The organism is Acinetobacter sp. YH12039, from assembly GCF_013420015.1.
GTDB lineage: Bacteria > Pseudomonadota > Gammaproteobacteria > Pseudomonadales > Moraxellaceae > Acinetobacter > Acinetobacter amyesii.
The window spans coordinates 1-20,175 of the sequence record NZ_VOZA01000028.1 but is presented as its reverse complement, the minus strand read 5'-3'; the positions used below and the strand labels follow the sequence as shown (position 1 = coordinate 20,175).

Sequence of the window (20,175 nt, the reverse complement as noted above, 5' to 3'; positions counted from 1 at the left end):
AAATAATCAGGGGGATAAATGGCAAAATTCTTAAATACCAGTGGCACTAACTTCTTTCTTGAAGAATTAATCAAAAATGCCAAAGAGCGTTTGATTTTAATCAGCCCCTATTTACGTTTAAATGACCGTATTAAAGAGCTTCTTGAAGATAAAGACCGTATGAAAATTGATATTCGTATTGTCTACGGTAAAAGTGACTTACATCCAGATGAAATAAAATGGATGCAAAAACTGGATTATGTACGCGTGAGCTTTTGTAAAAATTTGCATGCAAAGTGCTATTTAAATGAAGGTGAATGCATTATTTCAAGTTTAAATCTTTATGAGTTTAGCCAAGTAAATAACAATGAAATGGGGATTTTAGTTCGTAAATACGAAGATGATGAAGTCTTTAAAGATGCCTATGAAGAAGCCCAACGTATTATTCGCATCAGCGATGAAGTACGCATTACTTTAGATGAGGTGAAAGCAGAAAAACCTAATATTGAAAAAATTGAAGAAGAATCACTTTTACAATCTAAATTAACCAGTTCAAAACTCGCCGCAAAGCACAAATTAAAAACCCCTGAATTATTAGAACTATTGGTGAGTAAAGGGTTACTTGAAGAAAAAGCAGAAGGTAAGCATACGCTTACAGATTCAGGTAAATTCATTGGAGGAGAATTCAAGCCCAATCAATATGGTGGCTATTTTCTTTGGCCTGAAAACATTGAACTTTAATCCACATAAAAATTTCCTCCCTTTAAGCATTACAGCCGTGAGTAAAATACCTCCCCCCTCTCTTGCCCCAAAATATGGAGCAAAAGAGGGTATTAAACAACCTAAATCGCCACCAGTTCCCGAATGCCTTTTTTGGGCATTTCACTACCGACACCTTGTGCAATCACTTGCCCCCGCGCCATCACGGTATATTCATCTGCCAGTTCTTCTGCAAAATCATAAAACTGTTCAACCAAAACAATCGCCATTTCTCCGCTATCGGCTAACTGACGAATCACACGACCAATGTCTTTAATAATCGACGGCTGAATGCCTTCGGTCGGTTCATCTAAAATCAATACCCGTGGTTCGGAAGCGAGCGCACGGGCAATCGCCAATTGTTGCTGCTGACCACCAGATAAATCTCCACCTCGACGATGTTTCATTTCATCCAATACGGGGAAAATCTCATAGAGATGTTCTGGCACTTTTCGGGTTTTAGCGCCTTTAAATTTTGCCATCCCAATCAAAATATTTTCTTCAACGGTCAAGGTTGAAAAAATGTCCCGTCCTTGCGGTACATAAGCCAAGCCTTCACGTACACGTTGCTCTGGACTCAGTTTAGAAATGTCTTTGCCATCCAGTAAGATCTGCCCAGACTTGATCGGTAAAATGCCCATTAAACATTTTAAGAGGGTGGTTTTACCCACACCATTTCGCCCGAGCACCACTGAACACGCACCCACGGGAGCGGCAAATGTCACATCTCTTAAAATATGACTGCCACCATAAAACTGATTGACGTCTTTGACTTCTAACATGGTCTGCTCCTTAACGTCCAAGATATTTTTCAATGACATCTTCATTGGCTTGGACTTCGGCCAATGTACCCTCGGCCAAAATCGCACCTTGCGCCAACACGGTGACTTTTTCACTGATGGTGTCAATAAAGCTCATGTCATGTTCAACCACAACAAGGGTATGGTTCTTTTTCAACTCTAAACACAGCTCTGCGGTACGCTCTGTTTCAGCATCGGTCATTCCTGCTACAGGTTCATCCAGCAAAATCAATTTTGGACGCTGCATTAGTAGCATGCCTATTTCTAACCACTGCTTTTGACCATGTGACAACAGCCCTGCCGGTTTATGGATCAATTCTTCTAAGCGGATTTGTGCTAAAGATTCGTCCAAGGCGTTTTGCGCATCTGGATCGAGTTTGCTGAAAAAACTCTTTTTCACCCGTTTATCTTTAGGTGCAGCCAATAACAGATTTTCCATCACGGTAAAATTTTCAAATACGGTTGGCTTTTGAAACTTACGACCGATTCCGGCTTCTGCTATTTGCTCCGTGCTCATTTTTGCCAAATCATAGGTTTGCCCAAAAAAAGCCGAACCTTCTGTTGGGCGAGTTTTACCGGTAATCACATCCATCAGCGTGGTTTTGCCTGCACCATTGGGACCAATGATGCAGCGCAGCTCACCTTCTTTGATATATAACGACAAATCATTTAATGCACGGAAAGAATCAAACCAGACACTGACTTTTTCTAAATACAAGGCAATGCCGTGACTGAAATCCGCACCCTGCTCCTTTGGTCGTCCATAACCTTCAGCAGCATGACCGCCATGCGGTTGAACCCATTGATCATTCATTCGCTGCGCTCCTTTTTAAACCGCTCTAATAGCCCAATCACGCCTTTTGGTAGGAATATCGTTACCACAATAAACAGTGCACCTAAAATCAATAACCATGCCTCTGGATAAGCCACTGTGAAATAGGTCTTCACCCCATTGATTAAACCTGCACCCAAAATCGGTCCAATCAGCGTACCGCGCCCCCCTGCAGCCACCCACACCGCCATTTCAATCGAATTGACAGGGTTCATCTCACTCGGGTTAATAATACCGACTTGGGGGACATACAGAGCGCCTGCAATCCCTGCAATCACTGCGGACAAAACCCATGCAGAGAGCTTGTACCATAAGGTGCGGTAACCTAAATATTGCAAACGGTTTTCACTGTCACGAATTGCACCGAGTACACGACCATAGGGTTTATTCATCAGGTGGCGTAAGCCGACAAAACAGACCAGCAAAGTCAGCGCAGTGAGGAAACACAAGGTTGCACGCATTGGTGCAGAGGTAATATCCATACCCAAAATGGTTTTAAAACCGGTAAAGCCGTTGTTACCGCCAAAGCCGGTTTCATTGCGGAAAAACAGTAGCGCCGCAGCAAAGGTCATGGCTTGGGTAATAATTGAAAAATACACGCCTTTAATTTTTGAGCGGAAGGCAAAGAAGCCAAAAATGAAGGCAATCAGTCCTGGGACCAAAACCACCAAAGCCAATGCCCACACGATATGTTCAGTACCCATCCAGTACCACGGTAGCTCGGTCCAACTCAAAAAGCGCATAAAGTCGGGTAAGCCATCGCCTGCCGCTTCACGCATGAGATACATGCCGAAGGCATAGCCGCCCAAGGCAAAGTACAAACCATGCCCCAAGCTTAAAATGCCGGCATAGCCCCAAACCAAATCTAAGGCCAATGCCACCAATGCGAGACACATAATCTTGCCAATGAGCGTGACCCAATACGCTGATAAATGCAGTGCTGAATCGGCTGGCAATACATGTAGCCAAGGCAAAATCAGCAAAATGGCAAAGCACACGGCAATCGCCATACCGCTATAGGGTTTATCCGATAATAATGAAGTGATTTTCATGCGCTTACTCCACAAAACGGCCTTTGATGGCAAACAAACCTTGTGGACGTTTTTGAATAAACAAAATCACAAGAACCAGTAGAATAATTTTCGCTAAGACCGCACCCATGCCGATTTCCAGCACTGTGCCACTGACACCTAGACCTAAGGCCGCCAGTACTGCGCCCCATACTTGGCCAACACCGCCAACCACAACCACCAAGAACGCATCGACAATATAGTTTTGTCCTAGGTCAGGACCGACATTGCCGACTTGTGCTAAGGCACAGCCTGCAAGACCTGCAAGCCCTGAACCTAAACCAAAAGCCATCATGTCAATGCGGCTAGAACGTATACCAACGGCCTGTGCCATTTGACGGTTTTGCGTCACGGCACGAACAAATAAACCAAAGCGGGTTTTATTCAGCAAGTAAACCAGCAACAGGAGTACCGCAATGGTAAAGCCAATAATGGCAATACGGTTATAAGGCAGCATCAGGCTCGGTGTCACGGCAATGCCCCCAGACAGCCATGAAATATTCGACACCTCAACGTTCTGCGCTCCAAAAACCATACGCACCAATTGCATTAAAATTAAGCTCACACCAAAGGTGGCTAATAGCGTTTCCAATTGACGGCCATACAAGGGACGAATAACAGTACGTTCAATCAACATGCCGATCAAAGCACTTACAATAAATGCAGCAGGAATCGCGGCAATCAAGTACCAATCGACATAGCTACTGAGATAACTCTTAAACAGGCTTTGCACCACATAAGTGGTATAGGCCCCGATCATGATCAGTTCACCATGCGCCATGTTAATCACGCCTAGCAGACCATACGTAATGGCTAAGCCCAACGCCGCCAGTAGTAAAATACTGGCCGTGCTGAGACCTGAAAAGACATGTCCAGTCCATTCACTGGCCTGAATACGGGTTTTAATATTGCTCTTGGCTTCTGTCAGTGCGGCTTTTAACTCGGGATGCAAATTGGCTTGTTGTAATTCCTGCTCCACCATCGCCAACACATCAGGACGGTTAGAATTTTGCAGCACTTTGGCCGCCTGTATTTTTTGTAAAACATCGGGATTTTGATAGTCCAAGCGCGCTTTGAGCTGCGCTAAACGGGCTTTAACTTTGTTATTTTTTTCATTTAAATACAATTGATTAATATTTTTAACATCCAACTCAGCCAAGTTATTTTCTAAAATATCAATTGCATTCAAACGTTGGTTTAAATCATTCGATTGCAGCTTTTCTTTCGCTTGAGCAAACGTTAAGGCTTTACGAAGGGTATTCACCAAGGTGACTTGAGATAAATCGGCAGGCCAATCCGTCACGGTTTGCAAATCTGGATAGCTCAATAATTTTTCGTCAGTTTCTAAAATATAGGTTTGACCGCTTTGACCACTATATAACTGGTCTTTTTCAACCAATGCGGCCAACTGATCTAAGGATTCAATATCGCCCGGCCATTGATTCAGTAAACTGCGGCGCTCGGTAAAACTACCGCGAACAAATTGCTGAATGGCGTCACCTTGCTGCACAGATTGCACCGTAGGCACGACATTCGCTGCAGTTTCTGCATGCACGATTTGCAGACAGAATAATTGGCTCAGGAATAGAAAAAGGATCGGGAAATTGCGTAATTTTTTCATCTTATAAGCATCCCTATTGAGTAATAGAACAACCCCATCTAGGGATCACATCAAAAAATGCCTGCTACACAATAGCAACAGGCATTCGGATTGAATTATTTCGGGATGTACGGGCTCCATGGCTCTGCAGCAATGGTTTTTGCGGTTTTGTGCACCACATCAAACTGACCATCGGCACGGATCTGACCAATCATGACTGGTTTATGCAAATGATGGTTCGACGCATCCATTTGCAAGGTATAGCCCGATGGCGCTTTAAATTCTTGGCCGGCCATAGCTTCACGCACTTTATCGACATCTGTGCTTCCTGCTTTTTCTACCGCTTGTTTCCACATATTGATGCCGACATAGGTAGCCTCCATCGGGTCATTGGTCACAAATTTATCGGCATTTGGCAGTTTGTATTCCACGGCATACTGCTTCATTTTATTGGTGAATTCAGTATTCACTGGATTTTTCACCGACATGAAGTAGTTCCACGACGCCAAGTGTCCTACCAGCGGCTTGGTATCGATACCGCGTAATTCCTCTTCACCCACAGAGAACGCCATCACTGGAATATCCGCAGCTTTGATGCCTTGGTTGCCCAATTCACGATAGAACGGCACATTTGAATCGCCGTTAATGGTCGAGATCACAGCAGTCTTTTTCCCTGCCGCAAACTTCTTCACATTGCCCACAATGGTTTGATAGTTGCTATGACCAAATGGCGTGTATTCTTCCATGATGTCTGCATCGGCAATGCCTTTCGACTTTAAGAATGCACGTAAGATTTTGTTGGTGGTACGTGGGTAAACATAGTCTGTGCCCAACAGTACAAAGCGTTCTGCCTTACCGCCCTCTTCACTCATCAGATATTCAACAGCAGGAATCGCTTGCTGATTCGGTGCTGCACCTGTGTAGAAAATATTTTTAGACTGTTCCTGACCTTCATACTGAACAGGGTAGAACAATAAGCCATTTAATTCTTCAACCACGGGTAAAACCGACTTACGAGATACCGACGTCCAGCAACCAAAAATCACGGCTACTTTGTCTTGGGTAATCAACTGACGGGTTTTTTCCGCAAATAGTGGCCAGTCCGATGCCGGATCCACCACCACAGGTTCTAGTTTTTTGCCCAATACCCCGCCATTGGCATTAATTTCATTAATCGCCATCAAGGCCGTATCTTTTAGAGAAGTTTCTGAGATCGCCATCGTGCCTGACAGCGAATGTAAGATCCCGACTTTAATAGTATCGCCACTTGCTACAGCGGCTTTTGGTTCTGATGTAGCGCTTTCTGTTTTTTCTTCTGCAGGTTTTGAACAGCCCGTTAAAGCAATCGCCCCAGTCATCGTTGCCGCTAAAATACTTTTAGCAAATACATTGCGTTGAAACATTATTCACACTCCCAACCTAAGCTTGTAATTCACATTTTTAAAATGCATTTGTTGTCTTTCATCACAACAGAGCAATTCAATAACTGTGCCAAGCCTTATTTTTTATTTTGATTGAGTGCTTTTATTTATTTTTAAATATTATTTTTCATATAGTTACAATCATAAAATCTGCTTTTAATTTTTTATGGGTCGATTCAAATACCATAAAATCACCGCAAAGATGCATACAAACTTGTATCCAACACTTGACCTATAATTGAACAATTTTGCGACGTTTTTCAAAAAATACGGTGTATTAGCACACAAATCATGCAGCTTTTCCTAAATTTAAAGCAAAAAAAACCACTTGCGTGGTTTTTTTCTTATTGCAATTTTAAACCGCCAAATCGGCCAAATTACCCTTCTGCTCTAGCCAGTGTTTACGGTCTGAAGAGCGTTTCTTCGCCAATAATTTGTCGAGTAAACCTGAAGTAAACTGTACGTCATCCAAGTCCAGTTGCACTAAACGACGTGTATTGGGATCCATAGTCGTTTCACGCAGCTGACTCGCGTTCATCTCGCCCAATCCTTTAAATCGAGTGATTTGAGGATTTTTGGTTTTACATTTCTTTAAGATGCTTTCCAGTTCATCTTCATCCAAGGCATAGTGCACATCTTTATTGTCATCTATACGGAACAGCGGTGGCATCGCCACAAACAGATGTCCTTCCTCAACCAAAGTATGGAAATGTTTGACGAACAGTGCGCAGAGTAAAGTCGCAATGTGCAAACCATCCGAGTCGGCATCGGCCAAGATACAAATCTTGCCATAACGTAGTTCTGACAAGTCGTCACTGCCCGGATCTACACCAATCGCAATCGCAATATCATGTACTTCTTGCGATGCCAAAACTTCGTCTGAAGACACTTCCCAAGTATTTAAAATCTTACCGCGGATCGGCATGATCGCTTGGAAGTTCTTATCACGTGCTTGCTTGGCAGAACCGCCCGCTGAATCCCCTTCCACAATAAACAGTTCAGATTCTTCTAAGGTATGCCCCACACAGTCAGCCAGTTTACCTGGTAAGGCTGGACCTGAAACGATCTTTTTACGTTCAACTTTCTTCGCAGCTTTTAAACGGCGACCGGCCTTGGCAATCACCATTTCTGCCAGTTGCATAGCAATATCGGAGTTTTGATTCAGCCACAGTGCAAAGGCATCTTTGGCAATATTTAACACCACACTAGAGGCTTCACGGCTTGAAAGTCGTTCTTTAGTTTGACCCGAAAATTGTGGCTCTTGGAATTTTAAAGACAGAATAAAGTTGACACCATCCCACACATCTTCGGCAGACAGCTTCATATTACGCGGCAACAAGTTACGTAATTCACAGAACTCACGAATCGCATCTGTCACACCCGAACGTAAACCGTTGACATGTGTACCGCCTTGCGCAGTTGGAATCAAATTGACATAACTTTCTTGAATCTGTTCGCCGCCTTCAACGTTCCAGCAAATGGCAAATTCAGCACTAGCACGTTCAGCTTCACCAGTCGCCACAAATGCAGGAACAGGCACAATGTCACGGTCTTGTAGCTCATCCATCAAATAGTCGACCAGACCATTTTCAAATTGCCATTCGATCTTTTCGTTGTTGATTTGATCGATATAAATAATCTGCAAGCCTGCCGCCAAAACAGCCTTGGCTTTTAAATTGTGTTTTAAGGCTTTCAGCGCAAATTTAGGCGAATCAAAATATTTGGCTTCAGGCCAAAAATGCACGGTAGTACCCGTTGCACGTTTAGCGCATTTACCTTCCAACACCTCAAGCGGTGCCACAGGAACGCCATGTTCAAAGGCCATTTTATATAGATTGCCTTGACGCTGAACTTCCACTTCAACACGATCTGACAGTGCGTTCACCACCGAAATACCCACACCGTGTAAACCACCTGAGAATTGGTAGTTATCGGTACTGAACTTACCACCGGCATGTAATTTGGTCAGAATAATTTCAATCCCGCTTTGACCATACTCAGGATGAATATCAACAGGCATACCGCGTCCATTGTCTTCTACCGACAAAGAACCATCTTTATAAACCGTCACAGTAATTTTGTTGGCATGACCTGCAAGCGCTTCATCGACGGAGTTATCTATCACTTCCTGCGCCAAATGGTTTGGTCGTGTAGTGTCTGTATACATCCCCGGACGACGACGTACCGGATCTAGGCCAGATAAAACTTCAAGTGATTGAGCCGTATATTGCGTCACGTTGCAAAATTCCCTGCTTTTTGGTTAAAACATTTCTTCGAGCGCTACAGTATATGCTTTTTTATTAAAATGCATATCTCTTGCGATCAGCCGCCATTTTCTTAAACAATTTAAACGTCAAATGATGTCGTAACTGCCCATTTTTTGTATGTTGGATCTAACTTTTCAGCATTTGTATTGGATCATTTTATTTAGGCATATTTTTGACAGCATCAGATAAAAACTGCAAGAGCATCGGTATTTTTTCTGCAAAATCATCCATGCCATGTGTTCCACCCACCTCAGTGATCAGCATAGCCGTGCCGGCTTGAACCGCACTATAAAAACCAGCAGCATCACGATAATCCAAGGTTTCATCACCTTGTTGGAGCAAGACCAACAGTTGATCTGCATTTTCAACCTTAGATATAGCCAAAGCCTGCATTTGATTGAGCTGTGCATCATCCAAGCACCACGTTTCAGTCACCTGATAAGGCAATGCCGTCTCGCCAAATAAATCACGAAATAATTGCCATGGATAGACCGCAGGATTGATGAGCACCGCAGGAATGTGATGGCGTGCCATCAACTGCGTCGCATAAAAACCACCTAAACTACTCCCCACTAAAACCACATCATCCAAACCTTCAATCAGCTCTGACATCTGCTGCATTACCTGTAGCGGTGGCATATTCAAATCTGGCAAATGCACTTGCACACCATTTAAGTCTGCACAATAGTGCCGCAATATCTGCCCTTTCACTGAATTTGAGTTACTTTGAAAACCATGCAAATACACAATATTCATCATTTTGATTCCAAATTGATCTTTAAATTGCTTTAAAAGTGGCATATAAGTGCTAACTGCGTCACATTTTCTAAATTTGAATTTTTAGTAAAATTGTCAGACAAAAGGCATTCACCGACAGGTCTGTTATCGGTATTGTAAAAGCTGTTCGTGAGAATTTTATAAAATAAACAATGAAACTTCAGGCTATTCCAGTAATAAATACAATCGAGGGATAGCATTGAATGTAAGGATAGGAACATTATGCCTAGCTTAACACCATTGCATGAAACCTATTGTAAATGGGACCGCACGCCACCCAGTCAAGCAGATGTGCTGGAAGGTTTGGCACAACTCGTGACAATGCGTTTTAGTGATGTCGTGCATGACTTGATCAAAAACATTCAACGTGAAATTTTAATCAGTATTTTTGGAATGAGCGAACAAGGCTCGAAAGCCTTTCATAAGCAGCCGACCATTGCACGGATTTATGAATTTTCTTACAACACCTTTTTCAATTATGGCAATTATTTACTCGCACCGACGCTGCGTAGCATTATTGAAAAATTCCCACGCTTACACGACAAACCCCTCACCCCGTCTTTACATTTTCTAGTAGGTGCGCTGAATGGGGTCTTAGGCGACTATTTACTGAAATATCACAACCCGATGGCCTTACCGATGGTGGTTTACGACCATTATGGTGCGGTACAAAAAGGCGAATTAAACGGTCGTATTACCCTGTTAATTCATGGGCTGTGCATGAATCATCTGTCATGGTCGACAGCCAAATATGGCGGCATTGGTGAAAAATTACTGTCACAACGTGACCACAACACCATGCTGTATTTAAATTACAACACGGGTCGTCGTATTTCGACCAATGGCCGCAGCCTTGCCAATACATTAGAGGATTTGGTCCGTCGCAACCCCGGTATTACCAGTATCGACTTAATTGGTCATAGTATGGGGGGCTTAGTCTCCCGTAGTGCCATTTTTTATGGCAAACAAAATATGTATCAATGGATTCATCAAGTTGAAAATCTAGTCTGCTTGGGCTCACCACATCATGGTGCGGTACTTGAACGTGTCGGATTTCATTTGCAAGATCAATTGGGGCGTTTCCCCTTGGTCAAAATCGTAGGTCACGTGGTGAATATCCGTAGTAACGGCATTTTAGATTTGCGCTATGGCAGCGTGCGTGATGACGATTGGGAACATAATGATGTCCGCATTGGACTCATGGACGACAACCGTAAACCTGCCCCGATTCCATCACATATCAATACCTACCTCGTGGCAGGGACCATTGAATATGAACATCGTCGCAATAAAACGCGACATGTGATTGGAGATTACTTGGTCAGCGTGAAAAGTGCCTTAGGGGAACACCCAAATGCACGTTATCAGCTTAAAGTGCCAGATTCACATAAAGCGATTTTTTATGGCCTGAACCATTTTGAAATTCAGCATCACCCTCAAGTGGCCGAGCAAATCGTGCATTGGTTCTATCCAAACAATGACGATAAAGCTTGTGATCATATCTATGAATTTATGATGGACTTGGAAAGTATGGAAGGCATTGCCCTAACCTAAGGTAAACTTCCCCCATGCAGACTCATAAAAAAAAGCCCTCAACTGAGGGCTTTTTTATGTATCACTAAATTAAAATTTATCACGTAAACGTGGGACTGGTTTGCTTGGATATTTACGCAATAACTGCCAAAGACTGAGCAAGGTTAATACCGCAAAAAACACCAATGACCAAACCGGTAATGATTGTCCCAAGAAGGTCCAATCCACTTTGGCACATTCACCAGAGCCGGTCAGCACTTGCTCAAAGACCGATTTTAACGGCAGCGTTTCTACCCAATAATCCAGTCCTGGGCCACAGCTCGGTACTTTGTCTGGCGGTAAATTTTGCAGCCAAATATGACGCGCAGCCACCCCAGCAGACCAAAGAATTGATAGTGTCCCCAACAATGCGTAAATGCGTTTACCCCAATTCGATGCTGGATTGTGAATCAACGCAATCAATGAAATGATGCCGAGTCCAATCAAACCAATACGTTGGAATACGCACAACGGACAAGGTTCTAAGCCTTGTACATGCTCTAAAAACAGCGCAAAAGACATACCGATCACGCTGGCTAAAAACAACAAACCACTCACGAAGCGAAAACTCCATTTCATGGTAAATCCTCTTAAAATTTTTTATCTAAAGTTTTTCAAATATTCTTCAAAACTCAAGGTGCAGTCTTGCTCAAGTTGAGCCTGTTTTTCTAAAGACTGCTCAGCAGCTTGTGCAAAATATGCTGCAGTTTCAGGGTTCAAAACATGCTGCTCATACACTTCAGCATGTTGTAAGGCCATAAAGCTACCAAAGCCCCAAGTTCCACCTTGTTCTAAAGTATCGCTAATCATACGTGCCGACAATGTTTCATCGACTTCATCGATGCGTGATTGCATCACAGCCATTGCCTGAGTGTAAATATCTGTATTGTAAGAATCATCCAGCAATTCAGCCAACGGTTGCATCGCAGCAACATGTGTACGACACCATGTTTCAATTGGAATCGCTTGCCCTTGCTGTAAAATCACTGCATTTGGGGCACGACCACGGTTCACTACTTCCGCCTGATTTTTCTCAATTTCATTTTGTTCGGCATCTAACAACGCTGGACTGTTTTGCAATAAACAGTACAAAGCCACCACTTCAAGCAAGCCTGCCGTGTCTTCATTGATCCCAATCGGGCTATAAGGATTGACATCTACCGCGCGTAATTCAACATAACCTACGCCACGATTTTGCAGGGCTTCAGACGGTGTTTCACCATCCTGCGGCACTTGTTTCGGACGAACCAAACTGTAGTACTCATTTTCAATTTGCAACACATGGTCATTAATTTGAATCGGTTCACCGTGTTCATCATTTAAACCTAAATGACTAAATGCGGCATATGGGGTATGGACCGCTTTTTGCAAACCTTCCAAATACGCCTGAATGTCGTTGTAGTGAATCCCTAACTGTTTTTGTGCTGAATTTTGATAGCCAAAATTTCCCATACGCAGCGCCGTTGCATAGGGTAAAAATAGCGTGCCTTTTAAGAGCGGTAACAGCTGATGTTCACGTCCAGTCATAAAACATTTACACACCGACGGACTCGCCCCAACCAAAAACATCACCAATGGCGTTAAACGAATAAAATTACGGATTAGGCCAAAATAACGATGACTGCGATAATCCTGTAAGCTCAATGCCTTGAGGGCGTCGTCAGTTTCATGCTGTTGAAGTGCTTCAAAGAAATGATCTGGGAAGGATAAATTATAATGCACCCCTGAAATGGTCTGCATCCGGCGACCATAACGCACCCCTAAACCACGACGGTACAAGGTTTTAAAGCGCCCAATATTCGAGCTGCCATATTGCGCTAAACGAATACTGTCTTCGTCTTTATCCAACATGCATGGCATCGACAACGGCCAAAGTTTTTCACCATGTTCTAAATGCGTATGCGCAACAGCATGTATATCTTGCAGATAGTTCAACGCCTCTGTAATGGTTTCTTTTGGCGGCGTGATAAATTCCATTAAAGCTTCAGAATAGTCTGTCGTGATATGCGGATGAGTCAAAGCCGCACCCAAAGCTTGGGGATGGTCGGCCTGAGACAAGAAACCGTTGCTTTGCATACGCAAGCTTTCACGCTCAATACCGCGCAACATTCCTTTAATCAGCGAAGAATCTACCCAAGTCGGTAAAATGTCTTGAGAGGTCGATTCGGGTTGACTCATTGCTATCTCGCTTAAATGGAAGAAACTACTAAAATAAAATCATCAGTTTATATCAGTATAACGCGATTTGAAGTGGGCAAATGACCCACTGTATAGTTTTGAGACAAACCGTGATTTTATTTTGGCAATTTTTTATCACAAACTTACTCTATATGACATTTGAAATTTGTGATTTTATAAACAAATATATGCTAATAATGCTTAAAACTTATGAATTATCAAGATATTCTCGAATTTTGGTTTAACCCAGAAAATCAGCCCAATTGGTTCGCTAAAAGCAATAATTTTGATGTTTTAATCGAAAAAAAGTTTAAAGACATCCATCAAGCGGCCAGTCAAGCAGAACTGTGGCAATGGCGTACTACTGCCGAAGGTCGATTGGCTGAAATTATTGTTTTAGATCAATTTTCTCGAAATTTATTCCGTGACTCTGGCTTGGCTTTTGCCCAAGATGCACTGGCTTTGGCGCTTGCACAAGAAGCTATCGCGCAGGGTTTAGATCTACAATTAAGCCCTGAACAGCGCTCATTTTTATATATGCCCTTTATGCATAGCGAATCGACAAAAATCCATCAAAGCGCGTTAAAATTATTTGAGCAACTGGGCAATCCGATCAACTTAGAATTTGAAAAAAAGCATAAAGTGATTATCGATCGATTTGGACGTTACCCGCATCGCAATGCGGTATTGGGCAGAACATCCACAGCAGAGGAATTGGAATTTTTAACCCAGCCCAATTCTAGCTTTTAATTGACGGCTTTTGGCCAGTATCTCCCCTTGCCATGAACCGACTAAACAGGAGTATGCGCATGAACAAACTCATTATCGCAGCAGCCATAACCGCAGCACTCGGTTTGACTGGCTGTGCCACAACCCCATCAAAACCTTTGACCTTTGAACAACTCGGTCAATATTCTGCGACACCATTAAATGCGCAAAGCTATCGTATTAGCTTTCAAGCTAGACCCAATATGAGCTATGGTACTGCCGAAGAAATCACCTTGGTTAAAGCCGCTCAAACCACCCTACACAATGGCTTTCAATATTTTAAAGTCATGGATGACCCGAGTAATCGGAGTCAAAAACCGCCGCGCCAAGCGGTGATTTACCCAGACCCAATGCCTTATCCATATGGCTATTACCGTCGCCATCCCGGTTTTTGGCCAGGCCCGTTTTATGACGTTCCACAGGTGGTCACACTCGATCCAACTCAAGTTTCCTACAGTATTACTTGCTATAAAGATCGTGCCAAAGCCCCTCAGGATGCCTTTGATGCTCGCTTGATTTTGCAATCACTCGGGGCTAAATATGGTTTAGACAGCCAAGGAAATCCTTTGCCTGTAGCCGCTGAGCCTACCACCAAATAAGTCAACCCATAGAGACCCGATCATTGATGAACCCAACTGAACAGCCTGCTGTTTCACCTAGTCTGCAACGCAGTAAACGCTTCGCCACCATTGCTTTGGTGGTGGCGGTGCTGGCGTGGATTGCATTGATGATTGCAGCTAAATTGCTGCCCGAATACGTCTGGCTCATTCATATTTTAATGCTTTCAGCAGAAGCTGGAGTGGTTGGTGGTTTGGCAGACTGGTATGCGATAACCGTTTTATTTCGCAATCCCTTTGGTCGGATTCCGATTCCTAAATTTTTACGTGACCACACAGAAATTATTCCTCGTAATAAAGCACGCATTGCCGAGTCAATGGGCCGCTTTGTTCAGGAGAATTTTCTTTCACCACAAGTGGTTGAAAAAAGCTTAGCGGAGACGGATCTCTCTCTTGCCGTCGGGAAATGGTTGGCCAATCCGCACAATAATGCGCAAGTGACCCAAGTCATTCAGCAAACGGTACCGAAAATTTTCGAATTTGTCGGTCAGGAACAAATTGGACGCTTTATCCAAAATAACAGCGTGCAATGGGTACGCAATACGCAAGTCAACCATCTTGCCAGTGAAATGCTGCGAGCAGTTTTAGAAAATGATTTCCATCAAGATGTCCTGCAACGTGGATTAGATTTAGCCCATGACTGGATGTTACAGCACCCTGAACAAACCCGTGATTTATCACGTCAGTTGTTTAAAGAACTTGGAGTTTGGAAGCTAGCCAAAGGTGCGAGTTGGATTGGTATTGATGTACAACAGCGCACCATTGATTCACTGGTCAGTCGTGTCGAGTCCATGCTTGCCGACCATGAACATCCGTGGCGCCGTAAAATCGAAGACATGGCACAGCAGCTCATGCAGCAACTGGCGGACAATCAGAGTGTTGCCAGCCAACGCCTGAATAGCACCAAAGACGCCATGCTCGATAGTCCACAAATGTTGAATTTTATCAGTGGTGCGGTGGTGATTTTATGCGATGCGATTAAATCTGATTTAGAAAAGCCCGACTCTGGCATTGCACAAAACCTACGTGTCGCCATTCAACAAGTAGGCGAAAATATTGTCTCTAACGTTGCTGTACGCCAATTGCTGAATGAGAAAATGAGTGATATTGCCATCAATCTCTCTGATCAATACAGCGAAAAAGTCATTCGGTTTATCAGTGAACGTATACACGAATGGGACTCACGTGAAATGATCGATAAGATCGAAAACGAAGTCGGTGGCGACTTGCATATGATTCGAGTCAATGGTGTCGTGGTCGGTGGTTTTATTGGCCTCGCACTGGGGATTATTCGTGCCTGTGTAGAATGGCTGCTTTAGCCGCCTGCAGCAGTCCTCCTCAAAGGAGATTGGCCGCAGGTTTGAGCTTTATGCGTAGAACCGTTAAACTTTGCCGATCCGAAAATTTAATAGAACAATAAAATCTATGCATTTACCTGCCATCTATACACTACCATTCATTCTAATCATCAGTAGCTTAAGCGCTTGCCAGACCATTTCCAAAACCAGTAGCACAGTCAGCGACAAAGTGATGGGCATGCTCGGTAAAGAAAAAGCCCCTGAAATCGATAAAAAAGGCACTGTCGATATCAGCAAAAGTACCCAACAACAGTTAGAAACTCTGCTGACCAATATGCCGAAAAATCAGTGGGTCTATATTGAAAATGATCAACAAGGCACATCTACCCTCAAAAATAAATCGGCAGACAATTTCACCTTGAGCCTCAAATTGAATTGCAAAATCAGCACTCAGCGCCCAACTTTCAGTATAAGCAACGCGGATGGCCAAGAGATCCTAAAAGCACATGATACAAATGTGGGGCAAATTCAAATTCTGCTCGACAATAAAAACTTTGGAAATCCATTTGAGACAGCCCATCAGCAAAAGTTCCAAAGCTTTAAAACCGCTGTCGCTCAGGCCAAAGTCATTAAAGTGTTTAATTCCTCAAAACTCTATACCTTCCAAAACAACAAAGCCGAATTACTCTCTAAAGCAGTAAGTTGTCGCGATAGCCTATAAATATTTAAAACGAAATGCAGTAAGTCACCGTTTTACTCAACTGTGACTTACATGCAGGCTTATTTTGCAGGTGGCTGTGGCCCTGACATATCAACCAGCAGGCCTGTAAACTTTCGAACAAATGGCAATAAAATCAGTACAATGGGAAAAGCAATAGCCCAAGAAATCATCCAATTATGCAGCCATAGGGTAAGAAAACCCTCAAACCACCCTAAATTTCTGAGCATATTAATAAACGAAATAATGCCGCTCATGAGACAAGACAAAATAAACGGCACGATAATCAGCGCCCAGTGTGCAGCTAACTTCGGCACATTGCCAAAAATTTTAGGGGTGGGTTGTGACATGTCCATATACTCAAGCAGTGATCCTGAATCGCTAAACCACTTATATCGTTTTACTTCGATATAAGCAATGCTTCACTTTTATCGAATATTTTTTATTCGCAACAAATGGGTTCACCTAAAGAGCCTGAAATTTGCTATATTTACCGTTTTTCTGCGACATTTATTTTTCGACTGATTATGAATACGGCAATACAAGCAGCGCTCGATCATGCAGTGCAATCCCTTCAAGCTGAAGGTGTACTCCCAACTGACTGGAACAATACTAGCAATTTGACCCGAACCAAAGACCGAAGCCACGGTGACTTTGCGTCAAACATTGCCATGATTGCCTCTAAAGCTGCAGGTATGAAGCCGCGTGATTTAGCCGAAAAAATTCTGGCAAATCTTCCAGAAGTCGCAGATATCAGCAAAGCAGAAATTGCAGGTCCTGGCTTTATTAACTTCTTTTTAAATGCTGACCAACGTTTTGCTGTCTTAGACCAAATTCAAGCTCAGAAAGATCAGTTCGGTCGCACACAGGCCAATGCTGAAAAACGTGTTCAAGTGGAATTCGTTTCAGCCAACCCAACGTCTAGCCTACACGTGGGTCATGGTCGTGGCGCAGCTTACGGTATGACCGTTGCCAATCTCCTTGAGGCAACAGGTGCCAAAGTTGACCGTGAATACTATGTCAACGATGCTGGCCGTCAAATGGATATCTTGGCGACATCGACTTACTTGCGTTATTTAGAATTGACCGGTCAACAACTAGTCTTCCCTAAAAATGCATACCAAGGCGACTACGTTAAAGAAATCGCACAAAGCATTATCGACAAAGATGGCGATGCTTATGTACGCCCTGTTGCCGACATCTATAAAGATGTTCCTGAAGATGTGCAATATGCTGCTGAACTCGATAGCGAAGGCAATAAAGTCGTTGTTTCAGGCGATAAAGAAAAACACATTGATGGTTTGATTCATAATTCACAAAACCATTTGGCTGCGGGTTACCGTGTGTTCCATCAAGCTGCGCTGAAAGCCATTCTCGATGACATTAAAGATGACCTCGGTGAATTTGGCGTGACTTTCAATCAATGGTTCAGCGAAGCAACCTTGACTGAAAAAATTGATGAAGCATTACAAATGCTCGATCAACGTGGTTTCTTATACGAAAAAGATGGCAACATCTGGTTCAAATCAACTGATTTTGGTGATGAAAAAGACCGTGTTGTGAAACGTCGTAATGGTCAGACTACATACTTCGCATCCGACATTGCTTATCACTTAAATAAACTACAACGCGGATATACCGATATCGTTGATATCTGGGGTTCAGACCACCACGGTTATATTGCACGTGTGAAAGCAGCGATTGATGCGCTTGGCTATGATTCTAAAAAATTGACGGTGCTTTTGGTTCAATTTGTGAGCCTATGGCGTGGCGGCGAGATGGTTCAAATGTCATCTCGTTCAGGTCAATTCGTGACTTTACGCGACTTACGTAAAGAAGTAGGCAACGATGCTGCTCGTTTCTACTATGTCATGCGTAAATCAGAACAACACATTGACTTCGACTTAGACCTTGCTGTGTCTCAAAGCAAAGACAATGCGGTGTACTACATCCAATACGCACACGCACGTATCTGCCGTATGCTCGAAAAAGCCGCTGCGACAGACGTTCAATTCTCTGCTGAAGCTGCACGTCAATTTGCAGCTAAACTTGAGTTAGAAGCTGAAACTGAAGTTCTTGCTAAACTTGCGGCTTACCCTGAAATTGTGGTTCGTGCAGCAAACAGCTATGAACCACACCAAGTGGGTAACTACTTGAAAGAATTAGCGGCGTTGTTCCATGGTTGGTACAACGAAAATAAAGTCTTGGGTGATGATGCAGAACTGACTCAAGCGCGCTTATTACTGTCTGTAAACGTACAGCAAGTTTTACGCAATGGTCTTGAATTATTGGGTGTGAGTGCGCCTGAATCAATGTAAGCCATTCTTAGTATACGTTAGAATCCGTCCATGTATGAACCATATACATTGACGCCTATACAGGCTCTTTATGAGCCTGTATTTTCATGGATATTCAGTCATCTTTTAATGAAAACTTGAAGATGTTGAAATTGTGAAAATTAAACATAAACAGCATGACAGTCATGTAATATATAATAATCAGAACTTGGTTTTGGGTCAGTTCCTACTAGGTTCGTAACAATTACAATTAAAGAGGTTTCCTCGTGTTTGGAAAAACGCAACGCGGTGTATCAGAGCGGCCAAATCAGCCTAAAAAACCATTGATTCCTGCATGGTTAGGTACACTTGTGATCATTTTAATCGTGTTGAGTTTCTTGGTGGCCTTGATGTTATGGAAACCATGGGAGCCGGTAAAACCGAAAGGTCAAATTACCTCTGAACACTACCAAGAAGAAACCAATAAAGATTACCGTTTTTATGATCTGTTGCCTCAGCAACAAGTCACCCCGATTCCAGATCAAGCTGTGCCTGAAACAGATACCAAAGAAACCGTGGTGATCGTTGAAGCACCTGAAACGGCTACCACTGCACCGACTGAGCCGGGTATTGAAGCCACAGAAACAACACCTGCCCCTGCAAGCTATATTTTGCAAGTGCGTAGCTATGATGACCCTGACCAAGCCGATGCCCGTCGTGCAGAAATTATTTTAAATGGCTTATCTGCCGATGTGATCCAAAGTAATGAAAATGGCAAAGTTTGGTATCGCGTCGTGTCTGGCCCCTATGATTCACAAGAAGCTGCTGTGATTGCACAACAAACTTTACGTCATAGCAGTATCGACTCGATCGTCGTAAAACGCTAAATTTTGAATTTAAAAAAAGCGCCTGATGGCGCTTTTTTTTATTCATTCCTTTAATAAAGGGAGGTTAGAAGGGATTCTTTTTTGAATACATCAGCTTAGCTCAAAAACCTCTCCCTAACCCTCTCCTAAAAGGCATAGGTATCTACACATTTTTTATAAATTGAATGCGATCTGAGCAATCGCATTCAGCTCATCAGACGAATACTCTGACAACAACTGAAGAGTGTTCAATAGTATTGAAAGCCCTGCCAGTATGGCAGGGGCACTTTCTAATTTTCCCCTTTTCTGTTGCCTACCTGAAATTCGGGTGAGAAATGCCCGAATTCTTATATTCTGCTCATCTGTACCACGCTGTA

General features: G+C 43.2%; 18 protein-coding genes and 1 pseudogene. 8 read left to right on the top strand and 11 right to left on the bottom strand.

What is annotated here, in order from left to right:
• The first annotated feature begins 18 nt into the window (after positions 1 to 18).
• Positions 19 to 720 (top strand): phospholipase D family protein, encoded by a 702-nt coding sequence (locus FTT98_RS11885; RefSeq protein WP_180041422.1) that lies wholly within the window; start codon positions 19 to 21, stop codon positions 718 to 720.
• 101 nt (positions 721 to 821) lie between these two features.
• Here the strand turns inward: FTT98_RS11885 and urtE are convergent, their stop codons facing one another.
• The 7 genes from urtE to FTT98_RS11850 all read right to left on the bottom strand — a co-directional run bounded on the left by urtE (position 822) and on the right by FTT98_RS11850 (position 9,484).
• Positions 822 to 1,520 carry an urea ABC transporter ATP-binding subunit UrtE gene (gene urtE, locus FTT98_RS11880; RefSeq protein ID WP_180041421.1) on the bottom strand — a complete coding sequence of 233 codons (699 nt, stop codon included), beginning with the start codon at positions 1,518 to 1,520 and terminating at the stop codon, positions 822 to 824.
• A 10-nt stretch (positions 1,521 to 1,530) separates the two neighbouring features.
• Complete coding sequence (urtD, locus tag FTT98_RS11875) at positions 1,531 to 2,352, bottom strand: urea ABC transporter ATP-binding protein UrtD (RefSeq protein ID WP_168379685.1); 822 nt, start codon at positions 2,350 to 2,352, stop codon at positions 1,531 to 1,533.
• On the bottom strand, positions 2,349 to 3,422 hold the full coding sequence (urtC, locus tag FTT98_RS11870) for an urea ABC transporter permease subunit UrtC (protein ID WP_068532834.1): 1,074 nt from the start codon (positions 3,420 to 3,422) through the stop codon (positions 2,349 to 2,351). The genes urtD and urtC overlap by 4 nt, the downstream gene beginning before the upstream one ends.
• A gap of 4 nt (positions 3,423 to 3,426) precedes the next feature.
• Positions 3,427 to 5,061 (bottom strand): urea ABC transporter permease subunit UrtB, encoded by a 1,635-nt coding sequence (urtB, locus tag FTT98_RS11865; RefSeq protein ID WP_180041420.1) that lies wholly within the window; start codon positions 5,059 to 5,061, stop codon positions 3,427 to 3,429.
• 95 nt (positions 5,062 to 5,156) lie between these two features.
• Positions 5,157 to 6,443 (bottom strand): urea ABC transporter substrate-binding protein, encoded by a 1,287-nt coding sequence (gene urtA / locus FTT98_RS11860; protein ID WP_180041419.1) that lies wholly within the window; start codon positions 6,441 to 6,443, stop codon positions 5,157 to 5,159.
• Positions 6,444 to 6,816: 373 nt separating this feature from the next.
• On the bottom strand, positions 6,817 to 8,697 hold the full coding sequence (parE, locus tag FTT98_RS11855; RefSeq protein WP_111885120.1) for a DNA topoisomerase IV subunit B: 1,881 nt from the start codon (positions 8,695 to 8,697) through the stop codon (positions 6,817 to 6,819).
• 187 nt (positions 8,698 to 8,884) lie between these two features.
• On the bottom strand, positions 8,885 to 9,484 hold the full coding sequence (locus FTT98_RS11850; RefSeq protein WP_180041431.1) for a YqiA/YcfP family alpha/beta fold hydrolase: 600 nt from the start codon (positions 9,482 to 9,484) through the stop codon (positions 8,885 to 8,887).
• A gap of 243 nt (positions 9,485 to 9,727) precedes the next feature.
• On the opposite strand from FTT98_RS11850, the gene FTT98_RS11845 reads away from it, so the two are divergent.
• The gene (locus FTT98_RS11845; protein WP_180041418.1) at positions 9,728 to 11,059 is read left to right on the top strand and encodes an alpha/beta hydrolase; all 1,332 of its coding nucleotides are present in this window, start codon (positions 9,728 to 9,730) and stop codon (positions 11,057 to 11,059) included.
• Between the two features lie 69 nt (positions 11,060 to 11,128).
• Here the strand turns inward: FTT98_RS11845 and FTT98_RS11840 are convergent, their stop codons facing one another.
• Positions 11,129 to 11,656, bottom strand: a complete 528-nt coding sequence (locus FTT98_RS11840; protein ID WP_078190602.1) for a disulfide bond formation protein B — start codon at positions 11,654 to 11,656, stop codon at positions 11,129 to 11,131.
• Positions 11,657 to 11,677: 21 nt separating this feature from the next.
• Positions 11,678 to 13,255, bottom strand: coding sequence for a glutamate--cysteine ligase (gshA, locus tag FTT98_RS11835; RefSeq protein ID WP_180041417.1), 1,578 nt, complete (start codon positions 13,253 to 13,255; stop codon positions 11,678 to 11,680).
• A 210-nt stretch (positions 13,256 to 13,465) separates the two neighbouring features.
• Between gshA and FTT98_RS11830 the strand changes: the two genes are divergently transcribed.
• The 4 genes from FTT98_RS11830 (at position 13,466) to FTT98_RS11815 (ending at position 16,659) form a co-directional block, all read left to right on the top strand.
• Positions 13,466 to 14,005, top strand: a complete 540-nt coding sequence (locus tag FTT98_RS11830) for a DUF924 family protein (protein ID WP_078190604.1) — start codon at positions 13,466 to 13,468, stop codon at positions 14,003 to 14,005.
• A 59-nt stretch (positions 14,006 to 14,064) separates the two neighbouring features.
• The gene (locus FTT98_RS11825; RefSeq protein WP_180041416.1) at positions 14,065 to 14,622 is read left to right on the top strand and encodes a hypothetical protein; all 558 of its coding nucleotides are present in this window, start codon (positions 14,065 to 14,067) and stop codon (positions 14,620 to 14,622) included.
• A gap of 26 nt (positions 14,623 to 14,648) precedes the next feature.
• Positions 14,649 to 15,959 carry a DUF445 domain-containing protein gene (locus tag FTT98_RS11820; RefSeq protein WP_180041415.1) on the top strand — a complete coding sequence of 437 codons (1,311 nt, stop codon included), beginning with the start codon at positions 14,649 to 14,651 and terminating at the stop codon, positions 15,957 to 15,959.
• A 106-nt stretch (positions 15,960 to 16,065) separates the two neighbouring features.
• Positions 16,066 to 16,659 carry a hypothetical protein gene (locus tag FTT98_RS11815; protein WP_180036023.1) on the top strand — a complete coding sequence of 198 codons (594 nt, stop codon included), beginning with the start codon at positions 16,066 to 16,068 and terminating at the stop codon, positions 16,657 to 16,659.
• A gap of 59 nt (positions 16,660 to 16,718) precedes the next feature.
• On the opposite strand, the gene FTT98_RS11810 is transcribed toward FTT98_RS11815, so the two are convergent.
• A complete protein-coding gene (locus tag FTT98_RS11810; protein WP_373685136.1) occupies positions 16,719 to 17,006 on the bottom strand; it encodes a DUF2798 domain-containing protein in 288 nt (95 codons plus the stop codon).
• A gap of 177 nt (positions 17,007 to 17,183) precedes the next feature.
• Between FTT98_RS11810 and argS the strand changes: the two genes are divergently transcribed.
• Both argS and FTT98_RS11800 read left to right on the top strand, forming a co-directional pair.
• On the top strand, positions 17,184 to 18,974 hold the full coding sequence (argS, locus tag FTT98_RS11805) for an arginine--tRNA ligase (protein WP_180024652.1): 1,791 nt from the start codon (positions 17,184 to 17,186) through the stop codon (positions 18,972 to 18,974).
• 245 nt (positions 18,975 to 19,219) lie between these two features.
• Entirely contained in the window at positions 19,220 to 19,819 is a 600-nt protein-coding gene (locus tag FTT98_RS11800) for an SPOR domain-containing protein (RefSeq protein WP_180041413.1), read from the top strand.
• 153 nt (positions 19,820 to 19,972) lie between these two features.
• Here FTT98_RS11800 and FTT98_RS17980 read toward each other — a convergent pair.
• A pseudogene (locus FTT98_RS17980) lies at positions 19,973 to 20,175 on the bottom strand (transposase); the annotation flags it as partial.